Origin of the sequence: Alteromonas confluentis (assembly GCF_001757105.1) — a bacterium.
GTDB classification, from domain to species: Bacteria; Pseudomonadota; Gammaproteobacteria; order Enterobacterales; family Alteromonadaceae; genus Alteromonas; species Alteromonas confluentis.
Genome location: NZ_MDHN01000040.1, coordinates 45,465 through 64,277, shown reverse-complemented (window position 1 = coordinate 64,277; position 18,813 = coordinate 45,465). Strand labels below are relative to the sequence as shown.

At 48.3% G+C, this 18,813-nt stretch carries 13 protein-coding genes; 5 read left to right on the top strand and 8 right to left on the bottom strand.

Features of this window, described 5'->3' with window-relative positions; genetic code table 11:
• From BFC18_RS17155 to BFC18_RS17145, 3 genes are all read left to right on the top strand, one after another.
• Nucleotides 1-2,526 (top strand): ABC transporter permease, encoded by a 2,526-nt coding sequence (locus BFC18_RS17155; protein WP_070126786.1) that lies wholly within the window; start codon nucleotides 1-3, stop codon nucleotides 2,524-2,526.
• A gap of 356 nt (nucleotides 2,527-2,882) precedes the next feature.
• Complete coding sequence (locus BFC18_RS17150) at nucleotides 2,883-3,941, top strand: efflux RND transporter periplasmic adaptor subunit (RefSeq protein WP_070126785.1); 1,059 nt, start codon at nucleotides 2,883-2,885, stop codon at nucleotides 3,939-3,941.
• A complete protein-coding gene (locus BFC18_RS17145) occupies nucleotides 3,941-7,069 on the top strand; it encodes an efflux RND transporter permease subunit (RefSeq protein WP_070126784.1) in 3,129 nt (1,042 codons plus the stop codon). Before BFC18_RS17150 ends, BFC18_RS17145 begins: the two co-directional genes overlap by 1 nt.
• Before the next feature lie 14 nt (nucleotides 7,070-7,083).
• Here the strand turns inward: BFC18_RS17145 and BFC18_RS17140 are convergent, their stop codons facing one another.
• The 4 genes from BFC18_RS17140 to folX all read right to left on the bottom strand — a co-directional run bounded on the left by BFC18_RS17140 (nucleotide 7,084) and on the right by folX (nucleotide 9,890).
• Complete coding sequence (locus BFC18_RS17140; RefSeq protein WP_070126783.1) at nucleotides 7,084-7,830, bottom strand: RIO1 family regulatory kinase/ATPase domain-containing protein; 747 nt, start codon at nucleotides 7,828-7,830, stop codon at nucleotides 7,084-7,086.
• A 96-nt stretch (nucleotides 7,831-7,926) separates the two neighbouring features.
• Nucleotides 7,927-8,343, bottom strand: coding sequence for a MarR family winged helix-turn-helix transcriptional regulator (locus BFC18_RS17135; RefSeq protein WP_083273156.1), 417 nt, complete (start codon nucleotides 8,341-8,343; stop codon nucleotides 7,927-7,929).
• Between the two features lie 274 nt (nucleotides 8,344-8,617).
• On the bottom strand, nucleotides 8,618-9,514 hold the full coding sequence (locus BFC18_RS17130) for a TIGR01777 family oxidoreductase (RefSeq protein WP_070126781.1): 897 nt from the start codon (nucleotides 9,512-9,514) through the stop codon (nucleotides 8,618-8,620).
• A 10-nt stretch (nucleotides 9,515-9,524) separates the two neighbouring features.
• Nucleotides 9,525-9,890 (bottom strand): dihydroneopterin triphosphate 2'-epimerase, encoded by a 366-nt coding sequence (gene folX / locus BFC18_RS17125; protein WP_070126780.1) that lies wholly within the window; start codon nucleotides 9,888-9,890, stop codon nucleotides 9,525-9,527.
• A gap of 82 nt (nucleotides 9,891-9,972) precedes the next feature.
• Between folX and BFC18_RS17120 the strand changes: the two genes are divergently transcribed.
• The gene (locus BFC18_RS17120; protein ID WP_070126779.1) at nucleotides 9,973-11,016 is read left to right on the top strand and encodes an AI-2E family transporter; all 1,044 of its coding nucleotides are present in this window, start codon (nucleotides 9,973-9,975) and stop codon (nucleotides 11,014-11,016) included.
• 90 nt (nucleotides 11,017-11,106) lie between these two features.
• Here the strand turns inward: BFC18_RS17120 and BFC18_RS17115 are convergent, their stop codons facing one another.
• The 3 genes from BFC18_RS17115 to fdhD all read right to left on the bottom strand — a co-directional run bounded on the left by BFC18_RS17115 (nucleotide 11,107) and on the right by fdhD (nucleotide 15,170).
• The gene (locus tag BFC18_RS17115; protein WP_070126778.1) at nucleotides 11,107-12,006 is read right to left on the bottom strand and encodes a pepsin/retropepsin-like aspartic protease family protein; all 900 of its coding nucleotides are present in this window, start codon (nucleotides 12,004-12,006) and stop codon (nucleotides 11,107-11,109) included.
• Between the two features lie 121 nt (nucleotides 12,007-12,127).
• Nucleotides 12,128-14,398, bottom strand: a complete 2,271-nt coding sequence (locus BFC18_RS17110; protein ID WP_070126777.1) for an FdhF/YdeP family oxidoreductase — start codon at nucleotides 14,396-14,398, stop codon at nucleotides 12,128-12,130.
• Complete coding sequence (gene fdhD / locus BFC18_RS17105; RefSeq protein WP_170826618.1) at nucleotides 14,388-15,170, bottom strand: formate dehydrogenase accessory sulfurtransferase FdhD; 783 nt, start codon at nucleotides 15,168-15,170, stop codon at nucleotides 14,388-14,390. The genes BFC18_RS17110 and fdhD overlap by 11 nt, the downstream gene beginning before the upstream one ends.
• A gap of 170 nt (nucleotides 15,171-15,340) precedes the next feature.
• Here fdhD and BFC18_RS17100 point away from each other — a divergent pair, with 170 nt between their 5' ends.
• The gene (locus BFC18_RS17100; RefSeq protein ID WP_070126775.1) at nucleotides 15,341-15,670 is read left to right on the top strand and encodes an MliC family protein; all 330 of its coding nucleotides are present in this window, start codon (nucleotides 15,341-15,343) and stop codon (nucleotides 15,668-15,670) included.
• A gap of 122 nt (nucleotides 15,671-15,792) precedes the next feature.
• Here the strand turns inward: BFC18_RS17100 and BFC18_RS17095 are convergent, their stop codons facing one another.
• Nucleotides 15,793-18,603 (bottom strand): bifunctional aconitate hydratase 2/2-methylisocitrate dehydratase, encoded by a 2,811-nt coding sequence (locus BFC18_RS17095; protein ID WP_070126774.1) that lies wholly within the window; start codon nucleotides 18,601-18,603, stop codon nucleotides 15,793-15,795.
• Between the last annotated feature and the right edge of the window lie 210 nt (nucleotides 18,604-18,813).

Genomic DNA, 18,813 nt, shown 5'->3' with positions numbered 1-18,813 from the left:
ATGGGAGTAGGGTTTAATCTTGCCTGGCGGCTTTTCCGTCATGAAGCCCGAAGGGGCGAACTCACCATTATTTTATTGGCCATCGTTTTATCGGTGGCCTCCGTGTTGTCGTTGTCACTGTTCAGCGAACGATTACAGGGAGCGCTCACCGAACGCTCAGCAAGCTTCCTGGCTGCCGATAGCCAGTTTCGCTCATCACAGCCCATCGATGATAGCTGGGTAGAGGAAGCCAGCGAATTCGATCTGAAAACAGCAAGACAAGTCGCAACCCGCTCCATGGCATTCGGCGAAGAAAATATGTCGCTGGTAGACTTACGGGCGGTGAATGAAAATTACCCACTAAAAGGCGAAGTGCTCATAGCCGACACACCTTTTGGACAAACCAAAGCCGCTACGGACTTGCCCTCGCCGGGAGAGGCATGGATTGATTCTCGCCTATTTCAATTGTTGGATGTGAAGTTGGGCGGCACAATTTATGTTGGTGATGCGGCGTTCACCGTTACCCGTGTGCTTGGTGAAATTCCCGACGCCGGATTCAGTATTTTTTCCACCGATCCTATTGTACTTATTCGCGATGCAGACTTAGCCGCAGCGAATATTACAGGGCCGGGAAGCCGGGTTAACTACACCGCCTTCTTTACCGGCGATCAAGACTCGCTGAAAGGTTACTACCGTTGGTTGCGACCAAATATCGATAAAGAAATTCATCGTTGGCGTTCGGTATCAGAAGATCAGTCTCCAGTGGGCCGTTCGGTTGCCCGTGCTGAACGCTATTTTCTGCTTGCCAGTCTACTTGCCATCATACTCGCTGCGGTCTCGATAGCCGTGGCTGCGCAGCGATTTAGTCAGCGTCACTTCGACCCGGTTGCCATCATGAAAACCTTGGGTGCGAGTAAGTCGATGATTCGTCGGGTGTATACTATTCAAATATGTTTAATTACCACCGCTGGTATTGTCATTGGTCTCATCGCCGGTGTGGCTATTCAGCAGGTGGTGGTCACAGCATTGGCCGATCAGGTGGATGTGTCTTTAGATGTATGGCACTGGCGGCCGGTTCTCATCGCTATTTTTACCGGTGTAATCTGTGCATTGTTATTTTCACTCTATCCACTTCTGCGGCTTTTCTCTGTGCCACCACTTCGGGTACTTCGACGAGATATAGATGCCACCATGAGTTCACGTACTCTGCAATTTCTGGCAGCCGGTGGCGCAATATTTTTGTTGATGTGGACATACAGTCGCGACATCAAACTGAGCGCTATTTTATTTGTTTCGGGTATTGCACTGGTAGCCGGACTCCTGTTGGTCACCATGGGATTAATACGTGTTGGGCGTAAACTCGGTACCGGGAAAATGGGGCCGTGGCAGCTCGCATGGGCGCGCATTCGTCGCCGCTCTATGGACAACAGTGTGCAGTTGATTAGTTTCTCAGTCACCTTGCTGCTGCTTCTGGTGGTATTGGTGATGCGAAATGACATGGTGGCGCAATGGCGGGCTCAGCTGCCAGAGGGTACGCCGAACTACTTCCTGATAAACATTACCCAAGCTGAAAAGCCGGAAATAGAGCAACATTTTGCAAATGCTAATGTGGAAATGTCTGATTTCTATCCGGTGGTTCGCGGTCGGTTTGTTGCGGTGAATGATGAGCGGGTAAACACCAGCATGTCGAAAGAGGACGAGGAAGGCCCCCGGGAAGGCCGTGATGGTTTGGGCCGGGAAGCGAATCTAACCTGGAGCAATACCCTGCAATTCGGTAACGAAATTACTGCCGGTAACTGGCAGGGGGACGATACTTCAGAGCCGGCAGATGGTATTTATCCGGTGTCGGTTGAAGAACAATCTGCCGAACGAATGGATATAAATTTAGGTGATGTACTTACCTTTAATATTGGCAGTGAAGACGTAAAAGTTCGCGTTACCAGTATGCGTAAAGTAGATTGGCAGACCATGCAGCCGAATTTCTTCTTTGTACTGTCTCCTGCTGCCATGCAGTCGTTTTCGCCCACATATATCACCAGTTTTTTCCTGGATACTGAACGCAAGCCCGAGCTAACAGAGCTGTTAAAGCCTTTCCCATCAGCCACGTTATTCGATGTTGATGCGCGGATAAATCAACTCAGAGAGATTGTTGATCAGGTCTCGTTGGCCGTGGAATTCATTCTGATACTTGTACTGGCTGCGGGGGCGTTGGTGCTCATCGCTCAAGTGCAGGCGTCGATGGACGAGCGTCAACAGGAACTGGCAATTTTGCGTACTTTGGGGGCGAAGGGAAGCCTCATACGGTTGAGCGTAGTGTACGAATTTATCATTATTGGTGTGGTAGCCGGTTTCATGGCGGCACTGACCAACGAGTTAAGTCTTTACATGTTGCAAACGAGCATTTTCCAAATGGAAGCCGTGCTTCACCCTGAATATTGGATTATTGCCCCCATTGTCGGCGCTGCCGTTGTTGGGTTGCTTGGCGCAATTGGCTGCTGGCGTTTGTTGTCATTAAATACCACAGCGTTGCTTCGCAAGATGGTGTAACAGTACAACCATCTTGGCTTTATCACAGCGTTTAGCCAACGTAAATTACAGCCGGTTCAGAGAAGGGACTTACTTCTCTGAACCGGCTATTTTTCTGGTTTTTTCCATCACCTTCTAATTGTACGCCAGCTTGAGCATGGGCTAGGTACATTCAATTTTTCTTAATAGTATTATTTATTTCGTTACAAAATTTACAACATCTCTTTACGTTGCCTGTGATACCTTACGCAATATTACTGCCGGTCGTTCTGGCAACCCGTTTTCCGGTAAGAAAATAATTGCTTCGCAGTAACCAAAATCATTACGTTCAACAAGCTAAAAATGACACCCAGCCTGACAAAGGACTTCATCTGACAATGAATAAATCATCTGTTTTCGCACTTCTGTTTATTCTTCTTATTAGTGCATGGATGGTCTCTGGCCTTTTTACATCAGAGCCCGAAGAACAAAATCAGACGCAAAAAGCGACCCAACCATTTTCTGTGGAAGTCACCGTGTCTGAAGCGCAAGTAACGCCGGTTTCCCTGGTGGTTCAGGGGCAAACCGTGCCGGAACGCTTACTGGAAATTAAAGCGCAGACGGCAGGGCGAATAGAGCAAATTTCGGTAACCGAAGGCGACACTGTACAAAAAGGGGATACCTTGCTGACCATTGATATGGAAGACAGGCTTATTCAACTTGAGCAACAGGAAGCGTTATACGAAGCCCGTAAGAAAACCTATAAGCGTTTGTCGCAACTTGCAGATAAGCAATATCAAAGTGAATCAGAACTCGATACCGCGTTGGCCAATGTAAAAGCATCTGAAGCCGCCATTGCGACCATTCGATCAGACATTGGATTTGTGCAACCTTCGGCCCCTTTTGACGGCGAAATTCAAAAAGTGACAGCAGAAAGCGGCGATGTCGTCAGTGTGGGCGACCCTATGCTGGAACTGGTGGATAACTCCGTACTGGTAGTTGAGGTGCAAATTGCGCAGCAACGGGTAAATGAAGTCAAAAAAGGGCTGCAGGCAGATATTCAACTCGCCACCGGTGAGCAGGTCACTGGCAAGGTTCGTTTTATTGCTTCTTATGCCAGCAGTGAATCGCGTACTTATCTTGCTGAAATAGGCATTCCGAATCCCGATGGCAAACTGAAGTCTGGTTCCAGTGCCACGGTTACCCTGCACGTGAATGAAGTGAAAGCCCATTACGTATCGCCGGCAACTTTCACCCTGGATGCCGATGGGCGAATTGGGGTTAAATCAGTTGGTAGTGACAATAAAGTGGAATTTCATCAGGTATCACTGCTGCAATCTGACAATGAAGGTGCCTGGGTAACTGGCTTGCCTGATACCGTACGACTTATCACCACGGGGCAGGGGTTTGTGGATGCTGGCAATGTGGTGACGCCTGTTGAGAAGGCGGCCAGATAATGAATGCGATTATCGATGCGGCATTTGCCCGCACCCGTACCGTAGCGTTGGTCTTTTTTGTGCTCACCATTGCCGGTGCCAGCGCTTATTTTGCTATTCCGAAAGAGTCTGAGCCAGACATCACGATCCCGTTTATCTATGTCTCAGTGGTGTACGACGGTATTGCACCGGAAGACAGTGAACGCTTGCTGGTAAGGCCGCTGGAGAAAGAGCTTCAATCCATTGAAGGCTTAAAGGAAATGAAAGGTACGGCCATTCAAGGCTTTGCCTCGGTGGTGATGGAATTTGAAGCCGGCTTTGATGCCGATCAGGCATTACTTGATGTCAGGGAAAAAGTCGATCTGGCCAAAGCCGAGTTGCCTCCTGGCAGTGAGGAGCCAAGAGTGACTGAAGTGAACCTGTCACTTTTCCCGGTTCTGACAGTCATGTTATCGGGTGATATTCCAGAACGTACGCTGGTGAATATTGCCCGCCGTCTGCAGGATGAAATTGAAGCGCTTTCCGGGGTATTGGAAGTAGACATTGCCGGTGATCGGGAAGAATTACTTGAAGTCATTATCGACCCGGTTGCGCTGGAAACGTACAACCTGTCTTTTCCCGATGTGCTGAATTTTGTCAGTCAGAATAACCAGCTGGTGGCTGCCGGGGCCATTGATGCCAACGCTGGACGCATGGTGTTTAAAGTGCCGGGCGTGATTGAGACCATGCAGGATTTGGCTACCTTGCCGGTGAAAAAAGTGGGAAATACCATCGTCACCTTCGATGATGTCGCCACCATTCGCCGTACTTTCAAAGATCCCACCAGTTTTGCCCGTCTCCGGGGTGAAAAAGCCATTGCCCTTGAAGTATCAAAACGAAGTGGCGCGAACATTATCGAAACCATCGCAGACGTGCGCAATCTGGTGGAACTGGCAAGAACCCAATGGCCCGAGACCATCAAAGTAGACTATCTGCAGGACAAATCCGGCGAAATTAAAAGCATGCTGGGTGATCTCGAAAACAACGTGCTGACCGCCATTATTCTGGTAATGATAGTGATTGTGTTTGCCCTTGGTATACGCCCAAGCATACTGGTTGGCATGGCTATTCCCGGTTCATTTTTAGCGGCCATGACAGTGATATTCTTCTTCGGCATGACCATGAATATGATTGTGCTGTTCAGCCTGATTCTGGTGGTGGGTATGCTGGTTGACGGCGCCATTGTTACTATTGAATTGGCAGACCGGAAAATTGCTGAAGGTGAGCCACCGAAAACCGCTTTCGCCACCGCCTCCAAACGTATGGCTTGGCCTATCATCGCTTCAACCATCACCACGTTGACGGTATTCTTCCCGCTACTGGTGTGGCCTGGATTGGTGGGGGAGTTTATGAGCTTCCTGCCGCTGACCGTCATCATTACTTTAACCGCCTCGTTGTTTATGGCGCTGATATTTATTCCCGTATTGGGCGGTGTGATTACACGTAAAGTCAGCGTTGATACCCAGTCTGATACGGTGAAATTTATCCGCATGGCGGAGAAGGGCAACCTGGATGATATTCAGGGATGGCTGGGCCGCTATCTGCGATTTTTAAAGAACATCGTAAATCATCCTGGCAAGTCCACATTGGCAGCACTGGGTATTATGTTCATGACCTTTGTGCTTTACGGTTTCTTTGGCCGTGGCGTGTTGTTCTTCCCAGACATTGAACCTGAATATCTGCAAATTCAAGTGCAGGCCCGAGGTGATTTATCTATTTATGAGCGCGACAAACTGGTGAAGAAAGTCGAGACGTTTTTGTTGCAGCAGGACAATCTCGACTCAGTTTACGCCCGCACCATTGGTGGCGGTGGTGGCAACGAGTCGGAGATGCCGGAAGATGTTATCGGTGTTATCCAACTGGAATTAAGTGACTGGGAAACCCGGCCGCCGGCGTCAGAAATCATGGCTGATATCCGTGAATATGTTGAAACCATTCCCGGCATCAAAGTGCAGGTGCGGTTACCCGACATGGGGCCATCTTCCGGTAAACCGGTGGAAATTGTCCTCAGTGGGATCAGTAACGACAGTCTCATTGAAGGCACAGAACATATTCTTGCTTTAATGGAAGAAACGGGCGGTTTTGTTGATGTAGAAGACTCCCGGCCTCTGCCCAGTGTGGAGTGGCGTTTAAACGTCGACAGAGAGCTGGCGGCGCAGTACAACGTTGATGTCACCCTGTTGGGGAATGTGGTGAAGTTAATCACCAATGGTGCCATGCTGGCGGAATACCGCCCGGATGATGCCGAGGAAGAAGTCGAAATTCGTCTGCGCTTCCCGGAAACCTTCCGTAATATAGAACAGCTTTATCAACTTCGTATTCCGTCTGCCAACGGCTCTGTGCCCATTGGTAACTTCGTGACCATTGAGCCTGCCCCCAAAACCGGCCGGATAAACCGACTTGATGGCGCACGGACGTATACCATCAAGGCTGAAATTGCGGAAGGTGAATTACTGGATCAAAAGCTGAAGCAGATGCGTGAAAAGCTTATCGAATCGCCTCTACCTGCTGACGTTATGCTGTCGTTTAAGGGCGAGGATGAAGATACCCAGGAGTCAATGACATTCCTGAGTAATGCCTTTATTGGCTCGATTTTCCTGATGCTGATCATTCTGGTGACCCAGTTCAACAGCTTCTATCAGGCCTTTGTGGTATTAAGCGCAATTATCTTTTCAACAGCAGGCGTGTTAATTGGCCTAATGGTCACGTCGCAACCCTTCGTGGTGGTGATGAGTGGTATCGGCACCATTGCCCTTGCAGGCATAGTGGTAAACAATAATATTGTTTTAATCGATACCTATAACGCCCTTAAAAGTGAGGGGATGGACGCCAAGGAAGCCATTTTGCGCACGGCAGCGCAGCGTGCCAGACCGGTACTGCTCACGTCTGTCACCACCATTCTGGGTTTATTACCCATGGTGTTTGCGTTGACTATCGATATCGTCGGCCGGAATATTTCTGTGGGAGCGCCGTCAGCGCAGTGGTGGACAGTATTGTCGAGTACCATCGCCGGCGGTCTGACATTTGCCACCTTGCTCACACTGCTTCTGACACCGGCACTGTTGATGTTGGGAGAGAAAATAAAATCCCTGACCTCAGCCAGGGATTAAAGCAGACCACGCCTTTACCAGAATTTTTCGAGGATGTTCTGAACAATGTTAAGGCTCATAACGTGTGCAGCAAAGGCCTGCACACGTACTTGCATTCTATGAATTGGATAACCGCGAAATACCCACCATTTACGCGTTGCGTTATAGCGAGTCAAAAACTGCTTTTTGTGAGCAGGTAGCGGCGTAGCGCCATAGCGTTCCCACGCTTTATACACACCAGTAATATCTGCATAGCGCATAAACTTTTGCAGCCATTTAGGGAAACGGGCCCAGCCAATACTGGATTGGAAATCGATAATGGCGGGATCACCGTTAGCATCAATGAGAATATTACCCATGTTGCGCAGGTCAAGGTGAACGCGACCGGTGTCGTGCATGGCGCGAATGCTTTGCTCGAGCTGGTAAAAAAACGCGGGTTCTAATTGGTGACCACTCGCACCGTATGCGCTCAGTGTTTCACCTTCAATATGACGGTAGGCAACCATACATTCAGAAAGACGATAACATTCTGGTGTTACAGCAGGAATGTGGCGCAGAGCACTTATGGCCTTAAATTCTTGGTGTACCGACAATCTGCCAATGGTTTTGCGAACTACATAGTGACGACTTGAAAAGTCTTTTATAACCAGGTTGTATTTTTCGTCCTTATAGCGATACACCACAGCGTTAGCGAATCTCCCTTCATGAAGGATCTGCAGATAGCCCTGTTCGAAAACGTGTCCTGGAATGGCTGCAGCAAGGGAATTTAAGATGAGTTGCACTTGCTTCCTCGATTTAGCTTGACTAGGCAAGTATTTTCTTGCGATTAGCTTGATTAGGCAACTAAATTGAGGTGGTCGAACTGTATCGGGCGTTAATTAGCTCAAATTGGAACGGCAGCGTTCTAGCATAGAGAAGAACGCTTCTTTTTCTTTAGCGGAAAACTCGGCGAGAGCCTGTTCAAATAACGCGTTAACTTTAGGCGTAGTTTGCGGAAATAATTCTTTCCCACGGGGAGTTAATTTCAGCCTGAATGCCCGTCCATCGTCGGGACAAGGTTTACGAATGATCAGTGACTTATCTTCCATCCGGCTGAGGATACGGCTCATCGCGCCTTTATCGTATTGCAGTAGCTCACAGAGTTTGGCCAGTGTATCTGCTCTGCCTTCGGCGATGTGCTTGATTACTGCATATTGTGAGCCTGTTAAATCAAATTCTTTCAGCAGTTCGTCCAGTCTGGACATCATAAGGTTACGAACCATGGCTATGTGTTTACCAAAATCACCGACCGACAAAATGAAAACTCCTGAAATGTGAAAGAGGATAGAGGCAGCGACATCTCTTTCGTTATTATTGTATTAGGATATTTTTATCATGCTTTAGTTCAATTTTGAATTAACTAGCGGTTATTCATGTGAAGAATTCATTGAAGAAAATTGATTGTATTCAGGCGAGTGAGTAGCAGCCCGATGCAAATTAGCAGCCCGATGCAAATTAGCAGCCCGATGCAAATTAGCAGCCCGATGCAAATTAGCGGCCCGATACAAAAATACCGGGCCTTTGGTTTATTTATTGGTAAATGTTTTCCAGTGCTGGTTTTAGTGTCGGGAATGTGAATTTAAACCCGCTGTCCAGGAGTTTTTCAGGAATGACGTGCTGGCCGGTCGTCACCATTTCTGCCGCTTCACCCATCATGATTTTCAGCGCAAACTTAGGAACAGTGAAAATATTGGGGCGGTGCAGGGTGCTCGCCAGTTTTTGCGTAAACGCGGCGTTGGTTTCGGGCTCTGGTGCCGTAAGATTATAAGCGCCTTCGCAGCGATTATTTGAAAGCAAGTATTCGATGGCATTGACCATATCGTCAATGTGGATCCATGACAGGATCTGTTCACCGCTACCGATTTTGCCGCCCACGCCAAATTTAACCGGCATTGCCATTTTCGGTAACGCGCCTTTGACTTTGTCCAGCACGACCCCCGTGCGCAGTAAACATACACGGGTAGCATCACTACTTGCTTGCATGGCAATCTGTTCCCAACGGTGGCATACCTGATGGGTGAACTCGTCATGCACGTTATAGTTGCTTTCCGTTATTGGCCTATTGCCCTGACGGCCGTAAAAGCCAATAGCTGAGCCAGAGATAAATACAGAGGGTGGATGTGTGCAGCCTTTCAGTCTTGTTACCAGGTGCTGCGTAATATCCCATCGGCTCTGACAAATTCGCTGTTTTTGCAGTGCTGTCCAGCGTTTGTCGGCAATGGGTTCTCCTGCTAGATTGATAACGGCATCGAACAGGCAGAGATCGGCGACATCGTGAAGCCCTGCAATAACGTCTACGCCTTTTGGCAACTGCTCACGGGCTTTTTCTGGGTGACGGCTAATAACTGTGAATTCGTATTTATGCGCAAACTTGCTGATAAACGCCGCGCCAATTAGCCCGGTACCGCCAGTGAACAGTATTTTCAAAACAGCCTCGTTAGTCTTTGGTGCAGGAAAGTGTGAGTGATACAGAGTCAGCGAAACGAAGCGCATGGGGTTTGTCGACTTCTACTTCAGCAAAGGTCACCCAGGGATGTTCTGCCGCTACGGCAAGGACATCTGCGGTAAGTTTTTCGAGAAGAGAAAAGCGGTTGTCTTCTACTAATTTGATTATGGCTTTCGTTACCGTCTTGTAGTTTAACGCGTCGTGCATATTGTCAGTATTGGTGGCTTTCATTGCGTCATAATGAATCTTTGCGTTAACCACAACGTCTTGTTTATTAGCAATTTCGTCGTCGTTGATCCCAATGTAGGTACGAAGGCGTAAGTTTTTAATTCGAATTGTAGCCTGGTTCAGCGTCATTATTTTTCTCTTTGGTCTCGTTGTATCTATGGGCGCGATAATTTGTTAATTTTAGCGCAGGAAATCATTTTACAAGTACACTATGGAACTTAAATCTCCCACAGCCAAGGCAATGATAGTGCTAGCCTGTCTGGTTGTCATTTTGGCCGGCATAAAAGCGGCCAGCGCTATCATGGTGCCGTTTTTCCTTTCGGTATTTATCGCAATCGCTTGCAGCCCTGTGATCAATTGGGCCTCCCGGCACAATATTCCGCGATGGGCGTCGGTTACTTTAGTAATACTGCTTATTCTCGTATTTGGTTTCCTGCTAGCAGGCCTTGTTGGGCAATCATTAACAGATTTTAAGGCAAACTTGCCCGAGTACAGAAAACAACTCGACAGCGAGTTTTCCTGGATTATAGACAGGCTTGCCACATTCAATATTCATATTAATCGCGAACTGTTTACTGAGCATTTTGATCCGGGCACAGCCATGTCAGTGGCAACCAACTTTCTTACCGGCATGGGCGGGGCGCTGTCGAATCTATTCCTGATTTTATTAACGGTTATCTTTATGTTGTTTGAAGCTGACAGCATGCCGTCGCGCCTGCATACGGCCCTGGCTGATCCGGAAATGAAAATGAAGCACGTCGACCGCTTTATTAAGTCAGTAAACAGCTATCTGGCCATTAAAACCGTGGTGAGCCTGGCAACCGGTTTCATTATCGGCGTGTGGCTTTGGGTGCTCGATGTCGACCATTTCTTGTTATGGGGCGTGTTGGCATTCCTGCTTAACTATATTCCTAATATCGGCTCTATCATCGCCGCAATTCCAGCAGTACTCATTGCACTAGTGCAATACGGATTACCTACCTCAGGCTTAGTGGCTCTGGCCTTCGTTGCGGTAAATACCGTCATGGGCAATATTGTAGAACCGCGCCTGATGGGACGGGGTATGGGACTTTCCACGCTGGTGGTATTCCTGTCATTAGTGTTCTGGGGTTGGTTGCTGGGCAGTGTGGGTATGTTGCTCTCGGTACCGCTAACCATGGTGGTTAAGATCGCGCTGGAATCCCGAGAGGAAAGTCAGTGGCTGGCGCTTCTGTTGTCGAGTAATGCTGAACGGGATGCGAAAAGGCTGGAGTAGTAAAACCGTGCGTTCTTGCGCCGCTCATCAAGGCGTGACAGATTACCTTTTAGTTATCTGTCACGTTGTAGCGTAAATGCGTTCAGGAAATCAGGACTCATCGGGTGGCAAAGCCACATGAATTTTACCCGTTTGGTAATCAATGGTTAACAGGAAGTCTTTGAACAAGCCGTAGCCCAAAATGCCTGCTATTCGTTTGCCTTTAATGCGCGTGCTGGTAGTAGAATACTGACTTTCCAAATTAGTCGTTTCTCCTGGGGCAGGAAATCTGACCTTCACATCGGAAATCTCAAAAGGGCCAAATTGTACTGTTTTCGCCGTAGCGACTTCCTGAATACCTGAACTGTTTACCCCAGATGAATAGCCTTCACCTTCAACGCTTTCGAATAAGCCCGCCATCGAGGCATAACGTCGTTCCATAAAAATGCCGCCGCTGTTGCCAGTATCAACCAGAAACCAGAGCGGTTGGCCGTTAATTTCAATTTGAGCGATGGGCATGCCGTGTTCTTTATCCGCGGCGGAATTTACATTTGCTGCTTTGTTCATGTCGACACTATCGCGGGTCAATAGCCGAATTTTATTGGCCGGATAGTCTATCTGCATCACAAAGGGGTGAAAGAAAGTCGCGCCGAGCAGCAATCCACGAGAGTGATGGCCCATACTAAATTCGACAACATCGTTTAACGTGAAATCAGCACCAAATAGATTCACCTTCACGTTATTGTAGGTGCTACGTCTCGCGGTGCTGTGCACACCCTTTATGAGCATCTTGCCTCCCGAGGCAAGATCGAGCTCATTTTTATTTACGAATGCTTTATTGATGGCATGAACACTTGAACCTGAGTCGAGCATTGCTTTCGTTTCAACACCTTCGACAGACACCGGTAAATAAACGTGGCCCCGTTCCAATGTGAGATCGACCCATTCTGTTACTGCCGCATTCGCACTGAGAGAAACGACAAAAGTAACGAAGACTAAAAAGTACTTCATAAAATCATCCTTGATATGACTGAAAATCCTACCTCAAATCAAAGGTTATCCGTGCAGCAAAGGTTTTGCAACTGCCGTGACATGAGCTGCATTTTTGATTGAATAGTAAAGTCCACGCAGGCTAGTGAATCACCGCCACAGGCGTAATTTTCACCGGTACCGCTTTTGAGGTGGGGGTGGCGCTCAATTTACCCACACTGTGAAACGGTACCAGTGGATTCGCTTCTGGGTAGTAACTTGCCACATTGCCCTGAGGGATGTCGTAGCTCAGTGCTTTAAAGCGAGTGACCTTGCGTACAACATCGTCGCTCCACACCGTTTCAATATCGACCAGTGCGCCTTCCTGAATATTCAGTCTCGCGAGATCTTCAGCGTTCATGAATACAATGTTACGCTCGCCAAATACGCCGCGATAACGGTCGTTCATCCCGTAAATCGTGGTGTTGTATTGATCGTGAGAGCGCAGGGTTTGCATCGTGAATACCGGCTGCGACTGCTGTTTAATGCGTGCTAGCACGTTGTCGCTGAACAAATGCTCGGGCAGGGCGTTTGTATTAAACAGCGCTTTTCCAGCCTGATTTTTCCATTCCCGATTGGCCGCCGCATTGTATAAATGAAAGCCGCCGGGCTCAGCGATTTTCTCGTTCATATCGTCAAATCCGGGGATCACTTTTGCAATTAAATCGCGAATGTTGTCGTAATTATCAATCAGCGCCTGCCAGTTTACCGGTGTGTTTTCACCCAGAGTATGGGCTGCAATGCGGGCAATGATCTCGGTTTCTGATTTAATGTTATCGCTTTGCGGTTCCGTAGTACCGGTGGAGCCATGTACCATGCTGAAGGTATCTTCTACGGTAATTGCCTGATTACCGCTTGCCTGCATATCGACCTCTGTGCGACCCAGGCAAGGCAGCAGAAGCGCGTCGTGCTTCGCAGTTACGTGTGTACGATTGAGTTTGGTGGCAATGCTGACGAGCAACTCGGCGTTGCCTACGCTGGCTGTAGTGAACGGTGTATCGGCATTTGCGGCAACAATATTTCCGCCCAGGCAAATTAACACGCGACTCTGTTTCGCATGCAGCGCTGCCAACATGTCGTAAACCCGGTGCCCGGGTTTTTCAGGTGGGTTAAACCCAAAGGTATCTTTCATGCGCTGATTAAAATCAGGCTTTGGCGATTCCAGAATGCCCATGGTGCGGTTGCCCTGAACATTGCTGTGGCCGCGTACGGGACTTAAGCCTGCTCCTGGCAAACCAAGGGCGCCGGTTAGCAGATGCAAAGAGACGATTTCTTTGATGGTCTCTACCGAATATAAATGCTGGGTAATGCCCATGGCCCACGTGGAAATAGTTTTTGATGAGGCAACAAACAGCATTGCCAACTCTTCCAGTGTTGCTTTGTCGAGGCCGCTTTGTTGTTCGATGGCTTCCCAACTCGTGCTTTCTACCACGGTTTGGTATTCCGCGAAGCCAGCGGTATGGTCGTCTACGAAGCTGCTATCGATTTTATCTGCGTGATTGGCGAATATCGCTTTGGCCATACCGCGGGCAACGGCATAGTCACCGCCCAATTTGGGAGACACATAACGACTGCTGATTTGCACAGTTTCCAGACCAAGTAACTCGGCAGGCTTTTGTGGGCTGGCAAATTTCTGTAAGCCCACTTCCTTTAAGTTATTCACCGACACAATGGTGGCGCCACGTTTCGCTGCCGCGCGCAGGGCGTTAAGCATACGCGGGTGGTTGGTGCCTGGATTCTGCCCATACACGAAAATGGTGTCGGCCAGCGTAAAATCTTTGAGCACTACGGTGCCTTTACCCACACCGATAGATTGGTTCAGCGCGATGCCACTGGCCTCATGGCACATGTTTGAGCAGTCGGGAAAGTTATTGCTGCCGAACGCACGACCAAACATCTGGTATATAAACGACGCTTCATTACTGGCACGTCCAGAGGTATACAACTCAAGTTCGTCAGGGGAGTGCAGACTTTTTAACTTATCAGCGACTAATGCAAAGGCATCGTCCCAACTGATAGGCTCGTAGCGATCAGATTGTGCATTGTAGCGAAGAGGGTGAGTGAGGCGACCTTGCCCTTCCAGCCAATGATCAGACTGCTTATTCAACTCACTCACCGTATGTTGAGCAAAGAATTCAGGGCCCACAGTGAGTTCTGTAGACTCCCAGGCCACGGCTTTAGCGCCATTCTCGCAGAAGCGGAAAGTACCGTCTTTTTCATCGCCCCAGGCGCAACCCGGACAATCAAACCCGTTGTGCTTATTTACCCGGTACAGATTAACCATATTTTGGCGCACCTGCTTACTCTTGATAAGCTGATTTACGGTGGACTTGATGGAAGGCAGTCCGCCTGCCTTAGTCGATTTAACTGCCATGTTGCTGAACCTTCTGGGAGAAAATTACCGGCTGGTTGTTTCTTGGTAGAAACACCAGATTCAATTTATGCTGCCTGGCAAACGATACTGCCAGTGACGTGGGCGAGGAAAAGCTGACCAATGTGGTAAACCCGGCTATCACCGCTTTTTGCACCAGCTCAACGCCGCAGCGACTGGTTACCACCAGATAGCCTTCCTCAGGGTTATCTATGCGTTTGCGCACAGCACCGATCACTTTATCTAACGCGTTATGACGGCCTATATCTTCCCGACCAAGTATGATGTCATTGTGTACACCAAAAAGCGCAGCATGCAGCGCCCCCGTTTTGCGGGCCTTTTCCTGATGTGTATCCATCGCGTCTCTGAGCGTGCTGAAGTCACAGACTGGCAAGTGATGCCAGGTTGCATGGGTGTTAATTGACGGAAACGCCTGTTCAAGGGCAGTGTGATTGCAAATACCGCATCCTGCATTGACCCGTGCAAAACGCCGTGACTTTAGCAGGTGCTCACGACGGCCGGTAAGGCTGACGTTGGCTTCAATCCCGGTTTCATTTCGCTCAATGCGGATATCTTTAATTTCGATGGGGGCGGCAATGATTTGCTCGGTAAGAAAGTAACCGGTAATGAAGTCTTCGATATCATCCGGAGATATCATCATGACAACCAGACTGATATCGTTAACGGAGATCGCCAACGGCACTTCTTCAACCAGTAGTGAGTCGTCAAAAGGCAACCGGTTGTTGTCGTAAGAAGATGAATCGGATTTAGTCATGGTTGTATGCAAAATGTTCAAACGGCTAAGATGAGCCATACTAGATGAAAATACGGAACGGGCACAGACGTATAAGTAATTCGTTGTTGCTTATGCATAAATAACAAGTGTCCGAATGCGTCTCAAGTCTGTTGCGGTCAAAACAGGGAAACTAACGTTAGGAGAAATTCGTGAAGCAAAAAGTGCTAATTCATGGCATTGCATTGTCAGCCGCTCTTCTTTTTCTTACCGCGTGTGACAGCGGTGCAGAGAAAGAAGCCATTGTCGGACATCCTTACCAATACGACTGTGGTGTTGCCGGTTCAGTGATTTTTCAGGTAGACGGCAACAATAAAGCCATGCTTCAGATTGGAGCAACTGCCATGGTACTCACTCCGGGTATCAGTGCTTCAGGTGCTAAATATACGGGCAGCGACGTGGTGTTTTGGAGTAAGGGGAAAGAAGCGACGCTCACCCTCAGTGATGAAGAATATCATTGTGTTGAGATTGACGGGGAGTGATTCTCAGCGTGTAAATTTATAGTCATCGAATTCGAGGACTTTAGAAAAATTGCAGCGTTGAATTGCCCATAAAAAAGCCCCGACAATGTCGGGGCCTTCTATATCGTACTAACAATCGTTTATTAAACGTTCTTCACCGCAACATCTGCTTCGAACTTAGGCTTAACAGCAAGATCGTCAGCGGGTGGAGCAAACTTGGTCAGGTCGATGCCTGCAACTGCTTGCTTGTACTCTTCTGCAGTTGGGAAGCGACCTAGTACAGTAGACAGTACTACCAGCGGCGTAGAACCCAGCAGTGATTCACCTTTCTTCTCGCTTGTATCGGCAACAACACGGCCTTGGAACAAACGGGTTGAAGTCGCGATTACTGTATCGCCTGGCTCCGCTTTTTCCTGGTTACCCATACACAGGTTACATCCAGGGCGCTCAAGGTACAGAATGTTTTCGTACTTAGTACGTGCTGCTTCTTTTGGTTTCGCATCGTCAAACTGGAAGCCTGCGTATTTCGCCAGAATGTCCCAGTCGCCTTCTGCTTTCAGCTCGTCAACAATGTTGTACGTAGGTGGAGCAACAACCAGTGGCGCTTTAAAGCTAACCGAACCGTTCAGTTTTTCCAGGTTACGCAGCATTTGTGCAATGATTTGCATGTCGCCTTTGTGAACCATACAAGAACCTACGAAGCCCAGGTCAACTGGCTTACCGTCGTAGTAAGAAACTGGACGGATAACATCGTGGGTATAACGCTTAGATACGTCTTCGTTGTTAACGTCTGGGTCGGCAATCATTGGCTCGTCGATTTGGTCGAGGTCAACAACCACTTCTGCGAAATATTTCGCGTTGTCGTCAGGTGCCAGAGCTGGCTCTTCACCAGACTTGATCTCAGCAATACGCTTGTCTGCCAGGTCGATAAGGCCTTGTAGCATGTTAGCGTCGTTATCCATTCCTTTGTTGATCATGATCTGGATACGGCTCTTCGCCAGCTCCAGTGATGCAATCATGGTTTCGTTATCAGAGATACAGATTGAGGCTTTCGCCTTCATTTCAGCTGTCCAGTCGGTGAACGTGAATGCTTGGTCAGCCAGCAGGGTACCGATTTGAACTTCGATAACACGGCCCTGGAACACGTTTTCACCAGCGAATTGCTTCAGCATTTGCGCTTGAGTTGCGTGAACAACATCACGGAAGTCCATGTGCTCTTTCATGCTACCTTTAAAGGTCACTTTCACAGACTCAGGAATAGGCATTGCTGCTTCACCTGTTGCCAGTGCCAGTGCTACCGTACCGGAGTCAGCACCGAAAGCGACACCTTTTGACATACGGGTGTGCGAGTCACCACCAATGATGATTGCGCGGTCATCTACAGTGATGTCGTTAAGCACTTTGTGAATAACGTCAGTCATTGAGTGGTAAACGCCTTTCGGGTCACGGGCTGTGATAACACCAAAGTTGTTCATGAAAGACATCAGCTTAGGAATGTTAGCCTGGGCTTTCTTATCCCATACCGATGCAGTGTGACAGCCAGACTGATAGGCACCATCAACAATTGGAGAGATGGTTGAAGCCGCCATAGATTCCAGTTCCTGACAGGTCATTGGGCCTGTGGTGTCCTGAGAACCTACAATGTTTACCTTCACACGTACGTCTGAACCAGCATGTAATGGAGAGTCAGAGTTCACACCGACTGCGTTACGGTTGAAAATTTTCTCAACAGCAGTCAGGCCCTGGCCTTCGTGTGATACTTCTTTAGATGGCGCGTAAACGTCTGGTGCAGTTACACCCAAAGTTTCAGCTGCGAAAGTTTGCAGTTGCTTACCGAAAACTACAGCGTATGAACCGCCGGCTTTCATGAATTCAACTTTTTGTGGCGTAAACGCGTCAGCAACATCAGCCAGTTCTTCAGAACCGTTGTAAAGCTTCTTCGCTTTGGTATCGATGGTCAGTACCGTACCGGTAGCAACAGAGTAAGCTTCTTCCAGTACAGGGTCGCCATTTGCATCGCGAACCACTTCACCATTTTCGTCAGTTTTCTTAACCCAGTTTTTCAGGTCCAGACCGATACCACCGGTTACGCCAACGGTTGTCAGGAAGATAGGAGCGATACCGTTAGTACCAGCAACTACAGGGGCTTTGTTTACAAAAGGAATGTACGGGCTGGTAGGCTCGCCGGCCCACAGTGCTACGTTGTTCACACCAGACATACGAGAAGAACCTACGCCCATGGTGCCTTTTTCTGCGATCAGCATGACTTTAGCGTTAGGGTGCTTTTTACCTAGCTCAACGATTTCTTGTTGTGCTTCAGGCGTGATCATACATTGGCCGTGCAGTTCACGGTCGGCACGAGAGTGAGCCTGGTTACCTGGAGAAAGCAGGTCAGTAGAGATATCACCTTCAGCCGCGATATAGGTAACCACTTCAATTTTTTCTGGTACATCAGGAAGCTTGGTGAAGAATTCTGCTTTCGCGTAGCTTTCCAGAATATCTTTAACGATTGGGTTGCCCGCTTTGAATGCCGCTTCCAGACGCTCGGTATCTGCGTCGTACAGATATACCTGAGTTTTCAATACTTCAGCAGCAGGTTTTGCAACCGCTTCGTCATCAGACAATGCCAGATCCAGTAGTACTTCAACAGAAGGACCACCTTTCATGTGAGAAAGCAGTTCAAGTGCAAACTCTGGCGTGATTTCTTCTACTTTCTCTTCGCCAAGAACAATTTCTTTCAGGAATTGTGCTTTAACACCCGCCGCGCTAGTGGTGCCTGGCAGCGTGTTGTAAATAAAGAATTTTAAAGAGTCTTCACGGTGCTCGTTAGAAGTATCTTTGATTTGAGCAATAATCTCAGACAGCAGATCAGCACTGTCGATTGGCTTCGGGTTAAGACCTAATTCCTTTTTACGGGTTTCGATCTCTGCCAGATATTCTGAATACAAACTCATAGTGTTCTCTCGGTCTTGGGTTTTTCGGACGTAAAATTAAGACGGTCTTAGCTATACGCGTATAAAAATGAAGGACATATTAACTGATTTTTAGTGTTTACGTAATGTCAGAAAGTGAACCACTGGGCATATGCAAGCCACTTATGTTAGCGCGATGTTGCATGTCGATTTTTCTTTCCTATAACCGTAAATTCGTTTTTATATTAATTT

Excerpts from the sequence above, each read along its gene's own strand:
- BFC18_RS17150 (WP_070126785.1), top strand. The coding sequence starts at position 2,883 with ATGAATAAATCATCTGTTTTCGCACTTCTGTTTATTCTTCTTATTAGT.
- fdhD (WP_170826618.1), bottom strand. The coding sequence starts at position 15,170 with ATGACTAAATCCGATTCATCTTCTTACGACAACAACCGGTTGCCTTTT.
- folX (WP_070126780.1), bottom strand. The coding sequence starts at position 9,890 with ATGACGCTGAACCAGGCTACAATTCGAATTAAAAACTTACGCCTTCGT.
- BFC18_RS17095 (WP_070126774.1), bottom strand. The coding sequence starts at position 18,603 with ATGAGTTTGTATTCAGAATATCTGGCAGAGATCGAAACCCGTAAAAAG.
- BFC18_RS17145 (WP_070126784.1), top strand. The coding sequence starts at position 3,941 with ATGAATGCGATTATCGATGCGGCATTTGCCCGCACCCGTACCGTAGCG.
- BFC18_RS17110 (WP_070126777.1), bottom strand. The coding sequence starts at position 14,398 with ATGGCAGTTAAATCGACTAAGGCAGGCGGACTGCCTTCCATCAAGTCC.
- BFC18_RS17120 (WP_070126779.1), top strand. The coding sequence starts at position 9,973 with ATGGAACTTAAATCTCCCACAGCCAAGGCAATGATAGTGCTAGCCTGT.
- BFC18_RS17155 (WP_070126786.1), top strand. The coding sequence starts at position 1 with ATGGGAGTAGGGTTTAATCTTGCCTGGCGGCTTTTCCGTCATGAAGCC.
- BFC18_RS17115 (WP_070126778.1), bottom strand. The coding sequence starts at position 12,006 with ATGAAGTACTTTTTAGTCTTCGTTACTTTTGTCGTTTCTCTCAGTGCG.